This is a genomic window from Acidobacteriota bacterium (genome assembly GCA_016208495.1).
Classification (GTDB): Bacteria; Acidobacteriota; Blastocatellia; order Chloracidobacteriales; family Chloracidobacteriaceae; genus JACQXX01.
In genome coordinates, this window is the sequence record JACQXX010000057.1 from 13,344 (window position 1) to 31,842 (window position 18,499).

General features: G+C 50.5%; 13 protein-coding genes. 6 read left to right on the forward strand and 7 right to left on the reverse strand.

What is annotated here, in order from left to right:
- Positions 1-225 precede the first annotated feature (225 nt).
- The gene (locus tag HY774_10555) at positions 226-549 is read right to left on the reverse strand and encodes a hypothetical protein (protein MBI4748919.1); all 324 of its coding nucleotides are present in this window, start codon (positions 547-549) and stop codon (positions 226-228) included.
- Between the two features lie 47 nt (positions 550-596).
- On the opposite strand from HY774_10555, the gene HY774_10560 reads away from it, so the two are divergent.
- Positions 597-1,205 carry an IS607 family transposase gene (locus HY774_10560; protein MBI4748920.1) on the forward strand — a complete coding sequence of 203 codons (609 nt, stop codon included), beginning with the start codon at positions 597-599 and terminating at the stop codon, positions 1,203-1,205.
- Positions 1,186-2,466: a hypothetical protein gene (locus tag HY774_10565; protein MBI4748921.1), complete on the forward strand. Its 1,281-nt coding sequence runs from the start codon at positions 1,186-1,188 to the stop codon at positions 2,464-2,466. The genes HY774_10560 and HY774_10565 overlap by 20 nt, the downstream gene beginning before the upstream one ends.
- Before the next feature lie 348 nt (positions 2,467-2,814).
- Here HY774_10565 and HY774_10570 read toward each other — a convergent pair whose 3' ends face one another.
- From HY774_10570 to hemH, 4 genes are all read right to left on the reverse strand, one after another.
- Complete coding sequence (locus HY774_10570) at positions 2,815-3,828, reverse strand: alpha/beta fold hydrolase (protein MBI4748922.1); 1,014 nt, start codon at positions 3,826-3,828, stop codon at positions 2,815-2,817.
- Positions 3,829-3,852: 24 nt separating this feature from the next.
- Complete coding sequence (locus HY774_10575; GenBank protein ID MBI4748923.1) at positions 3,853-6,432, reverse strand: ankyrin repeat domain-containing protein; 2,580 nt, start codon at positions 6,430-6,432, stop codon at positions 3,853-3,855.
- 109 nt (positions 6,433-6,541) lie between these two features.
- Complete coding sequence (hemG, locus tag HY774_10580) at positions 6,542-8,020, reverse strand: protoporphyrinogen oxidase (protein ID MBI4748924.1); 1,479 nt, start codon at positions 8,018-8,020, stop codon at positions 6,542-6,544.
- A gap of 312 nt (positions 8,021-8,332) precedes the next feature.
- Positions 8,333-9,379: a ferrochelatase gene (hemH, locus tag HY774_10585; protein MBI4748925.1), complete on the reverse strand. Its 1,047-nt coding sequence runs from the start codon at positions 9,377-9,379 to the stop codon at positions 8,333-8,335.
- Between the two features lie 361 nt (positions 9,380-9,740).
- Here hemH and HY774_10590 point away from each other — a divergent pair, with 361 nt between their 5' ends.
- The 4 genes from HY774_10590 to HY774_10605 all read left to right on the forward strand — a co-directional run bounded on the left by HY774_10590 (position 9,741) and on the right by HY774_10605 (position 17,112).
- Positions 9,741-10,082: a tetratricopeptide repeat protein gene (locus HY774_10590; GenBank protein ID MBI4748926.1), complete on the forward strand. Its 342-nt coding sequence runs from the start codon at positions 9,741-9,743 to the stop codon at positions 10,080-10,082.
- A 53-nt stretch (positions 10,083-10,135) separates the two neighbouring features.
- Positions 10,136-11,905: a carboxypeptidase gene (locus tag HY774_10595; GenBank protein ID MBI4748927.1), complete on the forward strand. Its 1,770-nt coding sequence runs from the start codon at positions 10,136-10,138 to the stop codon at positions 11,903-11,905.
- Positions 11,906-12,141: 236 nt separating this feature from the next.
- Positions 12,142-14,688: an IPT/TIG domain-containing protein gene (locus HY774_10600; GenBank protein MBI4748928.1), complete on the forward strand. Its 2,547-nt coding sequence runs from the start codon at positions 12,142-12,144 to the stop codon at positions 14,686-14,688.
- Positions 14,689-14,841: 153 nt separating this feature from the next.
- On the forward strand, positions 14,842-17,112 hold the full coding sequence (locus HY774_10605; protein MBI4748929.1) for a hypothetical protein: 2,271 nt from the start codon (positions 14,842-14,844) through the stop codon (positions 17,110-17,112).
- Positions 17,113-17,226: 114 nt separating this feature from the next.
- Here HY774_10605 and HY774_10610 read toward each other — a convergent pair whose 3' ends face one another.
- Together HY774_10610 and HY774_10615 are read right to left on the reverse strand one after the other, a co-directional pair.
- The gene (locus HY774_10610) at positions 17,227-17,631 is read right to left on the reverse strand and encodes a four helix bundle protein (GenBank protein MBI4748930.1); all 405 of its coding nucleotides are present in this window, start codon (positions 17,629-17,631) and stop codon (positions 17,227-17,229) included.
- 85 nt (positions 17,632-17,716) lie between these two features.
- Positions 17,717-18,475, reverse strand: a complete 759-nt coding sequence (locus HY774_10615) for a DUF4384 domain-containing protein (protein ID MBI4748931.1) — start codon at positions 18,473-18,475, stop codon at positions 17,717-17,719.
- Positions 18,476-18,499: the final 24 nt, after the last annotated feature.

Sequence of the window (18,499 nt, forward strand, 5' to 3'; positions counted from 1 at the left end):
AGGGTTCAGGGTTCAGGGTTTCAGCGATGAGTTGACTGATCCCACTCAAGATGAAGACTGGGGAACTGGCGGGTACCACTCAACGTGGAGTATCTGGCCCTGAACCCTGAACCCTGGTGGTATGATATTTCCATCCGACTCCCTTAACTGGCATCACTAACCACTTTCTTCATTCTCAATTTTTCATTCTCGTTTTATTTGACAAGGACTTCCACCTGATTCGAATTAGAGATAGGTATTGCGACTTACGGTTTGACTGTAGGTCGTCACATTTGATTTGAGGGTTGCGACTCGACTGAATGTGCCGTTGCTTTTCAGTGCTCGTTCCACATAAAACCCGGTTTCATTGGTTGACCGATCTGTCCACCGAAGCGTCACTTTCCGTGAAGCAACCGTTGCCGTCAAATTCGACGGGGCATTGATGAAGTTGGGGTCAGTTCCCGTAGCTGTAATCGTCAAACTCGTTGAAGCTGTTTTCCCGCCATTATCGGTAACCGTCAGTGTTGCCGTGTAGGTGCCTGCTGTTGCGTAGGTATCGAAATCAATCATTCATTTTATATAAAATCATAGTATTTTAATAAAATTTATATTATATTCTGAATATGAAACTTTCGACCTACGCAAAACACATGGGAGTGTGCTATCTGACGGCGTACAACTGGTTCAAAGCTGGACGGATTCAAGGGTATCAAATGGAGACTGGCACAATCATTGTGACCGAACCAGTCAGCCGTCCGATAGTCAAGACACAAACCCGAAAGGTGGCGATCTACGCACGGGTTTCGGCGGCGGAAAACAAAGAGAATCTGGAAGCACAGGCACAACGAGTGATGGATTACTGCACGGCCCGAGGATATCAAATTGGGCAAGTGGTCAAAGAAGTGGGGTCAGGGGTCAACGATACGCGACCCAAATTGCTGAAACTGCTGACGGATACGACGGTGAAGTGTATTGTGTGCGAACACAAAGACCGGCTGGCACGGAGTGGGTTTCATTTTGTGGAAGAGTTGCTCAAAATCCAAGGGCGAGAAGTGGAGGTAATCAATCTGGCGGAAAACGAGAACGAAGATTTGATGGATGATTTCGTGAGCAGTGTGACTTCATTTTGTGCCCGGCTGTATGGACAGAGGCGATCAAAACGGAAGACGGAGCGGATTATCGCGGAACTCAAACGGGAAGAAACCGATGAACCGGGCGATCAATAACCTCAAATTGGAAGCGGCGAATGTCGGGAAGCTGAAGCGGCTCGATGAAGTGGCCTCGGTGTATATCCTGGCGGTCCAGCGGCTGGTCAACATTTTGATTGCGACGGGGCAGCGAGTGCCAAATAAATATGGGGAAATCCCAGGTGATGAGGCGAACCTGATCGGGCCACCATCACCGGAAAATCAGCTCTCGGAGCGATGGCGGCGATGTGCGTGGCAACAAGCCTGTGGCATCGTCAAATCGTGGTATGCCAATGAGCGAACCAATCCACCCTGCCTCAATGTCGAGGACATCTGCATCCAGGCGAATGCGAATGTGGTGAAACTGGAAATGCAAGGCGCGCCGCAACGAGCCCGGTTGGAACAGATCAAACGCTTGAAAACCAAAGGGGAAGCGGAAGGCAAAGTGGTGCGGATTCCAAAGACGCTCCCGGATCCGAAGGGTGGGCGGCAGTTTGAATACTGGCTCAAAGTGGCGACGTTGCGCGCCGGGGAACCGATCTATCTCCCGGTGCAACTGTATCCGCGAGCCGCGAAACTTCTCAAAAGCGCATCGCGAACCGCAAGCAGTGTCTTGCTGACCCGCCGCCGGGGTGAGTGGCAGCTCCAAATCGTGGTTGAGCATCAGGCCCCCGAACCGGTTACTGCCTCGGCCCCAGCCGTGGTTGGGATTGATGTCGGAATCGTCAATTTCGCCACTGTGTCACCGACTCATGACGTAGACTCTGGAGAATCGCTGCCTGAAACCGACCAGCGTCCGTTTCACCAGTCCTTTGGCGGCATCCCCGACCAACTCTCCAACCGGGTCGAACGAGACGCCGAACGGATGAGCCGGAAACAAAAACTCAATGTCTGTTTGGAAAAGAAGGGCCGGACACCGGTATCCCTCACCAATCCCGCCACCACGGCCTGGATTCGCAACCTGATCGGATATGCCCTCAATCAACTCCTGTTTTGGCTGCCCTCGCCGGATTCGGTGGTCATCGTGGTTGAAACCCAGGCTGAGTTTCACTGTCAACATTGTCACTTTCAAATCAACGCGGACTGCAATGCGAGCGACGTGATCGCCAAACGTTTTGGGGATCACCAGCTCAATCAGCTTTCAGTCCCGCGCACGGGAGACCTGCTGCTGGAGCGTTTTTGGAATACCATCAGCTTCTCCTACGGCCCATCACCCACCGTTCCCCGTAGTGGAATGGCTGGCGAGAAGTCGTTCATCAGTCGTGACAGACCGCTCCGCCAGGTGAAACCGATTTTATAAATTATAATAAAATTCGGAACTATCTCCTCCATCTGCCCCGGTACTGAAATCTCGAAATCCATTGCGATCTTTGGTGTTTCGTAAATATTTGAAAAATAAATATTTACAAGGGGAAATTGTCAGATCAACAATCCCAAAACACAGGTTCCGATCTGGCACTCAGGCTTGTTGAACAATTAGCCGATGCACAGTTTGTTTGGGCAGTCAGAAAAATTTGATTGTTTTTTGAGAGAGTGCGGGGAAATTAGCGTGGTGCAACCCTACCACTCTAACTGGAAAAAAGATGTAAATAAACCTTCATCTATTTTTCATTGAGCTGGGAAAAATCTGGCGAGATTTGATGTAGGGTTATTTTTTTCTGAGAATTTGAATGAAGTCCACTACTCTGGATTCTGCCCAACGGCGGCAATTGTTTTCTCGGATGGCTGAGATAAATGCAACGTGCCCGCCGTGGCGGGTAATGATGGCGACCAGATTTGGATTGGCGGTAACTGTTTTATTATGAAGGGGATCTGCCGGGATAAAGGGATCATCCTCTGAATGCAGGATCAGGGTTGGGATTTGAATATCAGCCAGGTAGTTGCGAGAGCTGGCCCGTTCATAATAATCAGCCGCATCTCGAAATCCGGAATAGGGCGCCGTGTAGACATCATCAAATTTTCGCAAGGTCTGGATTTTGGGTAGAAGTGACTCGTCAACCCACCCTGGATAGGTCTGGTTGTAGGCAACCACTTTGCGCTTGATACTGCGCAGGAAATTCATGTGGTAAAGGTAATTGGTGTGGCGTTCGAGGGCATCAATGCAGGTGGGAAGGTATACGGAAGGGGAAATCGCGACTAGTCCACGCAAAATATTCTTTCCATTGGATTTTTCTTCTCCGGCAAATTTGAGGGATTGATTTCCGCCAAGTGAAAATCCAGCCAGATAACATTCCTCGACACCATCAACTTCGCGCAACTGATGAAATATCTGCCGCAGATCCTCAGTCAGACCAGCATGATAAAATGCCTGGTTTGGTTTAACGCCACCACAATTGCGGATATTGAGTCTGACGACATTGAACCCAGCCGCCAGCGCTTTTTCAGCCGTTCCAATCATATACGGAGACTCGGTTGAGCCTTCCATGCCATGAATGAGGACCAGGCAAGGCGTTTTTTTCTTGTCCGATTGCCAGGAGCAATGCCCCAAAATCTGAATATGATGTGGCAGGTGAAACATCCGTGGTTCAGAGTACCGCTCCAACCAGTGTTTCCGGCGGGAAAGCACTGCCGATGCAATCGTTTGAGCGTGTCCACTCTTGAGTAGAGGATGTGGAATAAAAGGCTTCTGGTCAAAAACCGATAAGATTGCGCTTCGATTCATTGGTCTATTATTTTTAATCAGTAGTCAGTGGTCAGTCGTCAGGAGTTTAACCACTTCAGTTCGATTTTCTTCTCTGGCTTTTTCCAGTGGGGTTTTTCCAGTTTTATCTTTGATCGAGGGATTTGCCCCGGCGGCAAGCAGAACTTTCACCACCTCGGTTCGGCCATATCGGGCTGCCTGCCAGAGAGCCGTTTCCTGGTTGTTATTTTGGTCATCAACCGCAGCTCCTTTTTCCAACAAAAGCTGGACCGTGTCCACATAGCCTGTGCGCGCGGCCATCATCAGAGCCGTGTAGCCGTCATTGTCTTTGGCATTGAGCGTGGCGCCGGCCTCAAGCAATGTTTTCACAATTTCGGTGTGACCGTTGCTGGCGGAAAGGATCAGAACCGTCATTCCGTTCTTGACGGTTGCATTGGCAAAAGGCCGACGACTGAGTACCTGTTTGACCTTCTCGCTTTTTCCATCGCGCACCGCCCGGATCAATTCAGCCCGTTGTGGGTTCTGCTGGCTGATAAACACCAGCAGCACCAGAAAAATCGCGGGCATAATCAACCAGGAAAGCGTCCCCAGTTTTAATGCACTCGGGCGCTTGGGTTTGGTTGTAATTTGGGCTTCGACCGCACAAGAGTCAGCACAGGGAATAATTCCGGCTGAGCGCAGGGCCTGGAAATAAAACAGGGCGGTTGGAATGGCACAATTGACCGAATGAAACATGGTGGAAATAAACAAACCCGCAATCGCCAGTCCGACCCACACGCTGAAAATTTTCTGGATTAAATCTCCCAAAATGTCGTCACCACCATAAACCAAAAAGCCAAGCATCGATAGGTGGGGATACAACACGCCAAACGTTGCTGCACTGATGTCTCTCACCAAAAATGCATACCCAACTGGCCGATGAAATTTCATCAATTCAGTTGATCGCTCAATAGCGTCCCGCCCAGTTTTGCCCTCCACAATCACTGCGGCTGGGGCCAGTGCCTGGTACATGGCGGCTTTTACCCCTGGAACCACCAGCGGAATAGACCGGGCAAGAACCGACCCACAGCTTAAGAGAATGGTTTTGGTCAGCGGCCAGAAATTTCGGCAGTAGGTGAGGGCGATTGGCTTGAATGAAAGCTCTGATTCCGGGTTGGTTACCAGTTTTTCCACAATAATGGTGGCGGCGGCGACATTGTATCGGTTCCCAAGCAGTGCCAGCCCATAGAGCCCAACCAGCATGCCGATAAACGCAACTGGACCATAAGCGGAGTTTAAGGCACCCGATGAATACTCAAGGTAAATCAGAGCGGCTGCCAGGATAACCGTTGGAAGGTAGGCAATGAACCCCAGCGTAAAGAATAGCCGCTGGCAGGTGGAAAACATAAATTTAGCTGTTTTCAGGACCCCGGTTTCACCTTCGATGGTTGATCGGATTGCCGCGGCAAACGCCCGAGCATTGACAGGGCGGTCCCGTGGGTCTTTTGCCAGCGCCGAAAACACAACCGCTTCAACGTCTTTCGAAATTTCAATTCGTTTTTCAAACAGCGAGGGAGGTGGCTCTTCGGTGTGTTTGGTAATCAGTTGGAAGGTATCTCCCTGAAATGGTTGTTCACCAGCCAGCATCTGGTAGACAATCACCCCAAGACTGTAAATATCTGATTTTCCATCGGTTGCACCCCCTTTGCATTGTTCGGGCGACATATAAGCGGGGGTTCCCATGACCGTCCCAACCTGGGTAACCAGACTGAGTGCCGTGCTCTGACTGAGCAAACTGGTTGCCCGTCCACCGTCAGTGCGAGGGATTTCTGGGTCATCAAACCGGGTCGTCGGATGAATCTGAGTGCCAGACTCTGAGTCAACTGCGACCGACACCACAACTGGTGATGGTGAAACCTGAGGATTTGAAGGGTGGATTTGGGTGGCTCCCTCGGTATTTTCAAAGATTGGGGTGTTGGATCGCTGAGGACTAAACGGAAGTGTGCCGCGATGAATTAAGGTTGAGCCTTCGGTATCAACTGGGTGGAGTCGGCCAGAGGGAGTCAGGCTCACATCGGTATCAGATCCTTCGCTGCAGGTATCACGCAGTTTGGCAATTCCAAAATCAAGCACTTTGATGTTGTAGCCGCCGCGCCGATTCGGTTCCAGCCAGATATTGTCAGGTTTCAGGTCCCGGTGAATGATGCCCTGTTTATGGGCTTCATCAATGGCAAGCGCCGTTTGTTCAACAATATCAATCACCAGATTCAGTGGAAGTTGCCCTTTTTGAGCCAGCAACTCGCCCAGATTGCACCCATCCAGAAACTCCATAACCAGGAAGGCCAGGGTGGTTGACCCAACGAGTGAAAATCCAAAATCGGTGACGTTGACCACATTGGGATGGCGAAGCCGCCCGGCGGCAACGGCTTCACGTTTAAACCGCTCAACAAACTCAGTGTTGGCCATAAAGTCTGGGGCAATCACTTTGACGGCCACTGGACGCTGGGTGCCGAGGTGGATTGCTTGAAAGACAGCGCCCATTCCTCCCTGGCCAAGTTGTTTGACAATCTGGTACTTACCGTCAAGCGGTTGCCCAATCAGACTATCGAGGGTGGACATGGTTTGATCTTTCAGTGGGTGTGGCATTGAGGAAACCAAACGGGAAAACCACGAAAAACACCAGATGTTGGGAGTGCAAGTGTTTTTCGTGGTTTACAAAAGGGTTAAACCTTCCAGGAACAAGGCCGCGAACACTTTAAAGAAGGAGATCCGAGCCTGTTCGTGGATACTGATTCACACCGGTTGACGGTGGAATCGTGCGCTCCAGAAATTCTTCAACCTGTTCGGCAATTCGTTGGGCTTGCCCGATGCAATCGCCAATTGAGACTCCATACATGTAATTCCCCGTGAGATACAAACCCGGGTACCGGCCAACTTGCTCTTCAATTTCAGTCCGCCGGGATGGATGGCCGAGTGTGTATTGGGGAATGGCCCGTTCCCAGCGAGTAACGCCCAGCACGCGAGGGGCACCTGTCACCCCAAGGGTTTGCTGCAAATCTTTGTGAACGGTCCGAATAATGTCCTCATCGCTCAGGGTTAAGACTTCTGGGTCAGTGCTGCCGCCGATAAAACAGGTGAGGGTCACATAGCCTTGTGGGGCACGCTCTGGAAAAAGTGACGAGTTCCAGATACACCCAAGCGTTCGAACTCCCTCTGAACGAGGAATTAAGAACCCAAAGCCCTGGAGTGATGTCCCCGGTTGAAGCTTTAATTGGGATTCTTTAAACGCCAGCGCCACTGAGGCCAGCGGGGGATATGGAATCTTGTCCAACGTATCAGCCAGTTTGTCTGAAAGCGGGTTCAGCAATCGGGCGGCTGTATAGGCGGGTGTGGCGACCACAAGAGATGCCGTATGAATTGGCTGGCGGTCACCACAAAATTCAACTTCAAGCGTATAATGAGCTTGTGGCGCGTGATTGTGAAATTCGATGCCGTGAATCTTGCAGTTTAAGAGCAACTCGTTAACTAAAGCTTTGTGCAGGGCTTTCGGCAGGGTTTCCAACCCATTCAAAAACGAACAACTCTGATGGGACCGGCGGGGTGGTTCACCCGTTTTGGCCGAAACGGTTTTTTTCGAGCGGAAGGCACCCCGAATGACACTGCCGTGTTCGGCTTCAAGGTCAGCAAGCTTGGAAAATGGGGGTGAGGCCATGGCGCTGAGTTCAGACGTGTCTCCAGCGTAAACACCAGATACAAATGAGCTTACCAGGACATCGTGGAATTGTTTGCCAAATCGGCGGGTAATAAATTCCTCAATCGTTTGTTCCTGGCCAGATGTGCTCGGGGCGATGAAGGGCTCGGCAAAGAGCCGAAGTTTGGCAAGTGGGGAAAGCAGCCGGGTGGTTAAGAAAGAAGACAGAAACTTGAGTGGAGAGGTTGGAACCGGAACGGGTCGGAGCTTTCCCTTATAGTAGACAAATCGTGGTGCTGAACTGTCGGCTGTCACCAGGTACGGGGAAATCCCAATACTATCAAGTAATTCGGAAATTTCAGGGGTGATGTAAAAACTGTTTGGACCACGCTCAAACAGAAACCCGTCAACCGATTCGGATTTCATGACCCCGCCAACACGGTTGCTTCCGTCAATGAGCAAGACGTTGCGCCCAAGCTGCTTGAGTTGATATGCACAAACCAGTCCCGAGATACCACCACCAACCACGATTACGTCTTGCATGAGAGATTCCCCCATCTGGAATAAAGAAGTCTTTTAGGATATTGGCTTAGGACCTCATCCAAGCCGAACCGGCTAAAATTTGTGTTGGGAGCAAGAAACGAGCCAGAATTTTTGAAAACATATCAACTCCGTCAGGATCTCGGAACGATATGGTATCGCAAGTGATGATAGAGGTGACCCCTCGCGATTTTGATGCCAGCCCGCAACTTTGTTGTTTTTGAATGACTTAAATTTACCCTGGAAGCAATAAAAAATCAATTTGACCGGTACTTCAAGCTCGGGAAAATTGCTTCAAGGGGGGAATCTCAACGCCTATCGCTGACCAGCCTGTTTGACAACCCGTTTTGGCTGTGGGCGCAAACGGGTCTCGACCAGATCTGCCAGAGATTGGATGAATAATGGATGACAATTCAGCGTGGGTACCCTGAAGAAAGGCAACTGGATTTTTTCCGCCATTTCCTTGTACAGGATATCCATTTCATACAGGGTTTCGATATGTTCAGAAACAAAGCTGATTGGAATCGCCAGAACCTGTTGGCGCCGTTCCTGGGCAAATTGCCGGAGGGTGACTTCCGTTGAAGGTTCGAGCCACTTGACGGGACCAATCTTGCTTTGAAATGATAGAAAATGCTGAGGTTCAGCACCAAGATGATGCCGAATACGATCCATAACCGCTGCCACGGTGGCCTGGGTTTGTTTTAAATAAGGATCGCCTCGATGGACATATTTTTCGGGAATGCTGTGGGCACTAAACAACAGCGTTGTGGAGGCAGGGTTTGGGTCCGGAAGTTTCTGGAATTCAGCAACCGTCATTTGAGCCAGTGCTTCAATATAGGCCGGATGGGTTTCATACCGCGTGATGTAGCTGCGACGAATATGCCGAACTCCCCCTTGGGAATTGATGAGTCGAATCAATTTTTTAGCGGCTGAACCGGTGGTGGTGACTGAGAACTGAGGGAAGAGCGGAAGAATAATTAAATGAGTGATTTGATCCTTCTTGATTTGTTCAAATGTGTCTTCCACCAGAGGGTGCCAGCACGCCATACCAACATAGGTTTTGGCTTGAACTCCACGCTGGATAAGTTCTTTTTCAAGTGCTTGAGCCTGTTCTTCGGTAATCCGGCGTTGCGGAGACCCTCCGCCAATCTGACGATAGTACCCGGCTGATTTCTTATGTCGGGTGGTTGAAATAAGCCAGGCCACCGGTTTTTGCAACGCCGGGATGGGTAATTGAATGATCTCAGGGTCAGAGAATAGATTGTATAAAAAGGGTTTAACGTCATCTAACGTGTCAGGGCCGCCCAAATTGATCAGCAAAACACCAATCCGTGATGGTTGAGGATTTTTTGGAGATACCATAAGTCAGGTTTCGATCAGAATGTTCATTTGATGAACTGTCAGTGGGGGAACTGGTTCAAATTCAGGAGGCCGTCTCAGAGACTGAAACGTGATGGCTGTGAAATGGGGATCACCAAACGAAAAGATTGAAGGGTTTATTCAGGTAGATTCAATGAGATCAATGGCTTGAAAAGGACTATGTCAGTGGATGCTGGTTGGTGTACCTCTTAGAATCAGCAACCAAGTATAAGCAGGCAATTGCATCGTTGCCACCCAAAATTCCACGATTGTGTCCGGTCCCAGTTTGTTGCGCATCAAGGAGAAACTGTGAAAAAATCCCCACCTGATTCAATTTTTCCCCATTCACATTGGAGCTTTTAGCATGTCAAAGTCACGGATTGAAGTTTTTACCACGTTGCTTGAGAAACAACCCACTGACCCGATGATCTGGTACGGGCTGGCGAATGAGTATTTCAAAATCAGCGACTGGGCAAAAGCAGTGGAGGCACTCCAAAAAGTAGTGGAATTCAACCCTTCGTATACTGCCGCCTATCAAATGTTAGGCTCGGCGCTGGCAAATTTGGGAAATACCCCAGAAGCCCGCCAGATTTGGGAGCGAGGTGTACTGGTTGCAACTGAGACTGGCGCCTGGAAAGCCCGTCAGCATATGGAGGGTTTGCTGGCCCAACATCAAGCTGATTCAACTTCATCCTTTTGTTCCTGATTAAAGCGGCGTCAAGCCGCCGCACTCCATATTATTTGACCTGAGGTGATCGAATGCGTGTTTTGGCAAAGCGGCGGGTTTCACGGCTGCTGTTAACCCTTTTTTTTCTGGTGGTGTGTCTGTCCAGCGGTCATTTATTTTCAGTCTCATTTTCCAAGGCCAGTGCTTTATTCCAATCAAATTCAGAGCTGAATTCGCAGCCTGATCGAGCCCCGGTGATGTATCGGGTTTCAGTGAAGGATAGCAAGGCGGTTCAGCAGCTTATCCATTTGGGAATGGACGTCCTCGAAGTGCGTGGTCACGGGTACGTTCTGGTCCTGGGAGATGAACACACCAAAAATCAGTTAGCCGAAAGTGGCTTTCAGACGGAAGTGGATCCTGAACTAACTCAACGGTCTGGGTTTAGCCCGCAGACTTTTTTCAAAGGGTATCGCACCGTTGAGGAGCAGTATGCTCACCTTGACGCACTGGCCGCAGCCCATCCGGATCTGGTGGCAGTGGTGGATTATGGTGATTCCTGGCGCAAACTCAATGGTCGTCCAGGCGGACATGATTTAAAGGCCGTCTGTATCACCAAATTAGGGCCGGGCGATCCAGTTTTGAGCCCAACTGCTCCTAAACCCCGATTTTTCCTCATGGCGGCCATCCATGCCCGTGAACTCTCGACATCGGAACTGGCCTGGCGGTGGATGGATTATCTGGTTGAGAGTTATGGTGTTGATCCAGACGTAACCATGTTGCTGGATTACAATGAATTGTGGGTTGTTCCGGTGGTAAATCCAGATGGACGGTCCATTGTTGAGGAAGGCGTTGATTTTCCTTTTTCCCAACGAAAAAATGCCAACGATAGCCTTGGAAACTGTGACATCCCTCCATCAGGAGGCAATCAATCAGGCGTGGATCTCAATCGGAACGCCAGTTTTCAATATGGCGGGGCAGGGACCAGCAGCAATCCCTGCAGCCTGGTTTACAGAGGCTCGGCACCGGCATCCGAACCTGAGGAGTATTTCCTCGAAGCCTTTTTGCAGCAACTCTTTGCCGACCGGCGTGGCCCGCAGTTGACAGATGCGTCGCCCAGTGACACGTCGGGTGTTTTTATTACCCTGCATAGCTTTAGCGATCTGGTATTGCTCCCGTGGGGATGGAATGAGTGTAACGGCCAGCCCTGTCCGGGTCGGTTCCGGGCACCAAATGACGAAGGTCTGCGGACCCTGGCGTTCCGATTGAGTTCTTTTAATGAGTACACCACAGGGCAGGGATCGGAAATTCTCTATGCGGCGAGCGGTTCAACCGATGACTGGACCTATGGAGAATTAGGGATTGCCAGTTTTACATTTGAGGTGGGACCGGAATCTGGGCCCTGTGCCGGGTTTGCTCCTGACTACTCCTGTCAGGATACAGTGTTCTGGCCAAAAAACCGTGGAGCGCTGGTTTATGCCGCAAAAGCAGCCCGCAACCCCTATGAATGTGCTTTGGGTCCAACCACCACCAGTCTCCAGGCGACACCAGCAACCGTGAAAGCCGGCCAGTCCGTCACCATTACCGCGACAGTGGATGATAAACAGTTTGGAACTTTTGGTGTTCGGCGTCCGAAAGCTCAAAAAATACAGGCGGCTGAATACTATATTGACACACCGCCCTGGAAAGGTGGGATGCCACGTCAACTTCAAGCCGCTGATGGAAAATTCAACCGGTCCACGGAATCTGTTTCGGTTGAATTTTCGGCCAGTCTAAGCCCTGGCAAACACACGATTTATGTTCGAGGACAGGATCGGGATGGGAACTGGGGACCACTCTCGGCGGTGTTCGTCACGGTTGAATGAGAGTGAATTCGATAGGGATCAGGAGTCCTAAGCCAAAGGCCGGGTTCGTATTCCACACGGAATACTCCCGGCTTTTGGGTTATTGGGTTCAACTTATCGAACTTCCAGACGAAAAATATTCAAATTCCAGAAGACTTTAAAATTCCAGGCTGGAGCATTTTGGGGTTGTTCTGGTAGAGTAGAAGCTGCTTCATCCAAGGAAATCCCAAACATCCTCATAATCACCGAGGTGAGCTATGCCCTCACGCCAGTCGTTTGTCGGACTCTTACTGCCTGGGATGCGGATATTTTTCTTCAGCATCGGCGTCATGTTCCTTCTTCTGGGAGTATTGCCGCGGGTTTCAGCTCAGGCAGTTACGATCACCTCAATCAAGCCGAATCAAACCGGATTAGGCCAGTCTCCACCCAAAATCGTGATCAAGGGAACCGGATTTGTCACCGGCACCAGGGTGTTGTTTAACAACACCGAGGTGGCGGCCATTGTCAAGCCCAGTGGTCGCAAAATTGTGGTCAAGCAATCTCCTCAATCCTTTTTCCAGAATAGCGGGGTTATTGCGGTAAAAGTAATTTTACCTGGGGGGCAGGAGTCAAACACGGTCCAACTGGTGGTCGGAAGCCAGAACTCGATTGTGATCAATGAACCGGCCAGTCTGGCGGTCAATACCGGGGGGACCATTCGGATTCGAGCCAGCGTCGTTGATCTGGCGGGAAATCCGGTGCCGAATGCTCAGGTGGCTTTTCAAAGTGAAACTCCAGAGGTTGCAACCGTTGATAGCACGGGAACTGTTACCGGGAAAGTGAGCGGGGCGGCAACCTTGCTCCTGAGTTCGAGCGATACCACTCGACGTGTGGTGGTGGCGGTGAGTCAGGTGATCAATACCGTCCCCTCAGGAATTTTTGGAGATGGTGACATTAAGGTCAATGCTGGCACCGTCTATGCCTCTGATTTGCGCAATCATTTGATGAAATCGGCTGCGATTGGAAGTCCACTTGGAAATCTGGCCGGATCAAGCGGTACCCCCGGAGATGCCAATGGAGGTTTTGCCGCCAGCCGATTTAATGGTCCGCTGGGCATTGGATTTGGAAATAATGTGTTGCTTTTAGCTGATACAGCCAATCGAGCGGTTCGACGATTGAATCTCAACACTCGACAGGTAGACACCATCATTACCCTGGCTGACGTGCGAGCCAATGTCTCAACCGTCGCCGATTGGGGGCCACGGGGCGTTGTTCAAACCGCAGACGGCAGCATTTATATCACCGACCAGTTAAACCATGTGTTATGGCGGGCGCGGTTAAGTGGCGCCCAGGTTTCAATCAACGTTTTTGCTGGCACGATTGGCGAATCTGGCTTACGCGATGAACTTGGACAAGCCGCCCGGTTTAATGGACCACAGGAACTTGAGTTTGGTTCGGCGAATGTACTGGCGGTTTCTGATCGCCTGAACAAAGTTGTTCGACTTGTGGCGTTGCCATCAGGGCTGGTTTCCACTATTCGGTCAAATGCCAGTAGATTGGCTGCCCCACAGCGTGGCCAGTTTGAACCACAGCAAACCAACTTTGCTTTTTCTGATCCGTTTGGTGTTGATCTTGATCCTGCTGGAAATGTTTATGTGGCTGATGGCACAACCGTGCGGGTGGTTTCATTTCAAGGCGGATCCGCTGAGGTAAATGATCTGGCTCAACCTGGGACTTTTCAAAAAGCGATTGGAGTCTCGATTTCGAATAATGCTGTGTTTGTACTTGACTCCGGTAAGGGGCAGGTGCTGCAAGTTGGAATTGGGGCACCAACGATTCAGTCGGCTTCACCTGTTGAAGTGACCATCAACCAATCAGTTGAAGTCACACTGAAGGGGACGAATTTCCTGCCAGGAACTCAAGTTCAGGTCAACGGACAACTTGTTTCAGCCATTGTGGAGAGTGCTTCGCAACTTCGGTTTATTCTCCCCGCGCAGACATTGGGGGGAAGCCTGGGCCTGAGGGTGTTGACCCGAGGGGGAAGCGCGCAAACCACAATCAATGTGGTTGGCCCGCCCGCCGCACCGTCAAATTTAAGTGCCCGAGCAATTTCAGGCAAACAAGTTGATCTTTCCTGGACCGATAACAGCACAAACGAGACCGGATTTGTCATTGAACGCCGCGATGGGGACGTTCCCGTTTTTGTGCCGATTTTCACCACCGGGCCGGACATCACCTCCTTTAGTAATACCGGCCTCAAAGCTGGAACCCTGTATGGATATCGAGTTCGTGCCGTTAGTGATTTTGGCGAATCACCCAATTCCAACGAGGCGATTGCGGTTCCTTCAACCCCAGTTGAAATTACGTTCACCCCTTCAACCACCCTGGTGGTTCCTGAAGGAAGCCTGACGCTTGGTATCAACTTCAAAATTAGTGATGAAGAAGGTGCGGAACCTGGAACCGTGACACTTGATATTCCGCTTGATCCACGGGTCTTTGATCTGAATCGGATTACCATAGAGGCTGGAAAGTTAATCCCAGCAGAAAGTTACCCGGCAGACAGCCTCTTTGTGGCGCCATATAACGATGGAATCCGCATTGTTCTTTCCAGCTCGAAAGATCCGTTGAATGCCAAATTAAACAGTGGTCTGGATGAATTTTGTAAGCTCACGCTTCCGATTTTGGCGACGGCGCCTTTCGGAGACTTCCCGATTGATGCTTCGGCGACGCTTCCATTTGGCACTCAGTTAAATCAGCCGCTTATCAACGGTGGGCAACCAGTACCGTTTGTCAGTCAAGCCACAATGATTACGGTGGTCAGATAAGGGGAATGGAATAGAACTGGCCATTGCCTTCAGGCTTGTGGACCAGCGCTTCGATTCACCGAATCACTCTGGGCCAGCAATGGGCAAAATGATTGGAAATAGCAGGTTTTCCTGACTTTGAACTCTGAACCCTAAATTGATTTGAGGAACGCTATGTCATCAGGTGTGACCCGTCATAATGCTTCTTCACCAAACGCGGTGAGCCGTTTTGCCTCTCTGGCACCAACCAAAAAGACTCCTTCTTCCACCTGGAAAGGCTGGAAAACTCGGGTGCTGGTTGGGGTTGTTCTGGGATTAACCTTGATGACCGGGCCTAAGGGGTCAGAAGGGGATACAACGTTTGATCCACCCGTTTTGAGAGCCCCCAATGCCGCACCTGTCATTACTCAAACTGGACTGACGGTTATGGCGGGAAAAACAACCACCGGCAATATTGGTGGTGCTTCGGATGATTGTGGCATTTCTGAATTTGGATTCAGCCCTGATCCTGCGGCGGGGATTACGGTCAGTGGGGTGAACGATTCATTTTCCGGAAATCTGGGAAGTGTGACAGCGACGATTTCCGCCGTATGTGGTTTGTCTCCAGGGGTATACCCGGTTGGGCAGATTTCAGTGATTGATGATGCTAAAACCCCACCGATGTGTCTGAGCCCAGGTGGGCCGCAACTCAGTGCCAATGCTGTGATTTCGGTGCGGGTTATCGCCAATCCAGTTCCTACTTTAGGCACTTACACCGACGTTACAACCGGCGCCAGCTCAACCGTCACTGTTACCCCGACAACACCCCCGGCTGATGCCAGCAATGACATCCGTGAAGTGATCGTGAGTCCTCAAGATTTACCCGGTGGCGGAACTGCCGTTGTGAACCCTGCAACCGGAGTGGTGACGATAACAACCGATGTCGGAACCACCGCTGGAGAATATCAAATTTCGGTCATGGTAACCGATGCCTGTAACTCGAAAACAACTCAGTCCTTTAAATTAACAGTGACCCAAACCCTGGTAAACACAGCACCATTATTGACTGCCACGGGCAGTGTGACTGTTTCCCAGGGAGGCGCTGAAGTTTCCGCCGATGTGGCCACCACCACCGATGAGCAGGAAGAGGCTGGGGCACTCCAGGTTTCACTTTCGGATATTCCAGCGGGGATTTCAGTGCGAGTTGTCAATTCTGGCGGAACCATTCAGGCGTTTGCCCAGGCTGCCTGCTCAGTCGCACCAAACATTTATCCAATTTCATTGACAGTCAGTGACACTGGGATTCCAGTCGCACCGCCATTGACGACCTCAACAACTTTTAATGTAACAGTTACCGGAAATTCAACTCCGACTATCGGCAGTTATTCCAATGTGACCCTGGTCCAGGGAGGTTCAGCAACTCAATCTCCGAGCGCTCCGCCATCTGATCGAAATAACAATATTTCACGAGTCACTGTGACCCCAACTTCATTGCCGGGTGGTGGCAGCGTTTCGGTTGACCCGGCCAGCGGCGCCGTCCGGATTACGACTGTTTCGGCGACACAACCTGGTACCTACCCGGTTCGCGTGGTCGTGGCAGATCCATGTAACGAAACAAGCGCGGGCTTCCAGCTCCTTGTGAATAAACCCCAAACCCGACCCGCAGCTCCGACCGGGTTGGCGGCAGGTGCGGCGACTTCAGTCCAGATTGATCTTTCCTGGAGTGACAACAGTGACAATGAAGCTGGTTTTGTCATTGAGCGTCGGACTGCCACTGGTCAGTTTGCTATACTGGCCACCACCAACGCTGATGTTGTTCGGTTTAGCAACAGTGGTCTGACCCCAGGGGTTGAATATGGGTATCGAGTCAAAGCCACCAATGGGGTTGGCGACTCAGACTATACCAACGTGGCAAGTGCCATACCCCCAATCCCAACCAACCTTGGGGTCTCCCAGTTTTTCCCACTGGCCGCTGCGCCCGGAGGGAAAATTATCATTCATGGATTTGGGTTTATTCCTGGTGCTACGGAAGTCTATTTCGGAGGCGATGCGCAAATTCGGTCTCCTCTGGTAGCTGTCTTTTCACCAACTCAAGCCGAAGTGACGGTCCCGGATTCAGGAGGAGGCTCAGGCAATGTCAATGGGTTTATTACCGTCCGAGTTCCTGGCCAACCTGATGCCAACACCCGAGGGTTTTTACAAAATTCGAGTGATCCCAACAATCCAGCCTCAACTTTCCCTGAATTTGTGGTGTTAGGCGATATCACTGGGGATGGGATTGTTGATCAACGCGACGTGAATGAATTGCAAGCCGCTGTTTTGGGGCAGAAACAATTAGACGCTCGTCAAGCACTTGCTGGGGATGTCTTCCCTTTAAATCTGAATGGTAGTCGTGGGGATGGAAAATTCTCTGGGATTGATTTCACTGTTCTTCGGGCGGTCGTTTTGGGTCAGGTTGCCTTCTGAGATGACAAGGTGACAAGTGACAGGATGACAGGGTGACAGGGTGACAAGGTGACAGGATGACAGGGTGACAGGGTGACAGGGTGACAAGGTGATAAGAGGAAGCCCTGGCTTGTTTCACTTTTTCTGCTGAGTGTTGGTTAAAATCCACGTTTCTGAATGGGTTGCCATGCCAACAAGGGTTCGAATGATCCTTGAATAGGTTTCAAATAACTCAAGTACAACTTCCCGGTTTATGTATTCGCATCGGGATGAAAATTCAATCCAAACCTGAGTTTCAGCCGACTCGCTTTCACACTCACAAAGCTTACTGATGAATGCTGCCTGATATCTCCTTTTTCTCCAGGCTTCAGCCAGGTTGGCACAAACAGATCGTGAGGACCTCCGAATTTGATCCACAAGGGAGTAAGTTTCTTCCTTCGGAAACAATTTGGTAAGTTCAAAGATTTTCATAGCTGCATCAAGAGAGAGTTGATACACCTCAAGATCGTTATGAGTCTGGATTCTTTTCTTTTGGCTCATAAGTTTTTTTCACCCGTCACCTTGTCATCCTGTCACCTTGTCACTCTGTCATTTGTCACCTTGTCATTGGTCACCTTGTCACCCTTCATTCATGTTTGATCAAAAATCGTTCGATCAACTCAGCCCGCTTATTTGGGTTGGTTGAGGTGATGAAGATGGAAAAAAGTCGTTCAAAATTTCTTCCGTTCGTGCCACCACTGGTTCGACGCACAAAAGGGGCAGTTGTTTGAACCAGTTCTTCGAGTACTTGCTGCTGGTTGATTCCACTCTGTCGGTCAACCAGGCTAAGCAGGAGTTCACGGCTGTAAACGATGGTAAACACTTCGTTTCCAACTGGCGGGGTGATGGTATACCAGCATTCATCGGGGTTGGTTCCATCCAGGCACTCACCGGGAAGGATGTATTCCTGACCCTGACGCAAAAAATTTCTTCCATTTCCAATCCTGGAGTCAGGGTAAATCAGTTGGGGCTGATTCAACGGGCGGCCATCAGGTGTTTCGCTGTGGTTGAATACATACAGGTACCCGTCATAGTTGGGCCGGACCCAAATCCGTAACTGGTCGTCAGTAAAAAACGTGGATAATGGATTGACCGCTTCAGCACGTCCAGTCGGTGATTTTTTCAAAAGCTGCAATTCCAAACCCAGGGGGGCGCTTTTGACTTTTGGACGAGCGCGAACGGGTCGAGGTTGAGGTGCTGATTTTTTGGCATTGGCTTTACTCCACACCAGTGTGTCTGAGTTAGACTGTGCCTGACAGGGAGGTGCCCCGGCCAGCAAGACAACGACTCCCCAAACCAAAGTGAATAGAGTGATTTGAATAGAATTACCAGCGCGAAATTGCATACACACCTCATCAATTTATTGAAA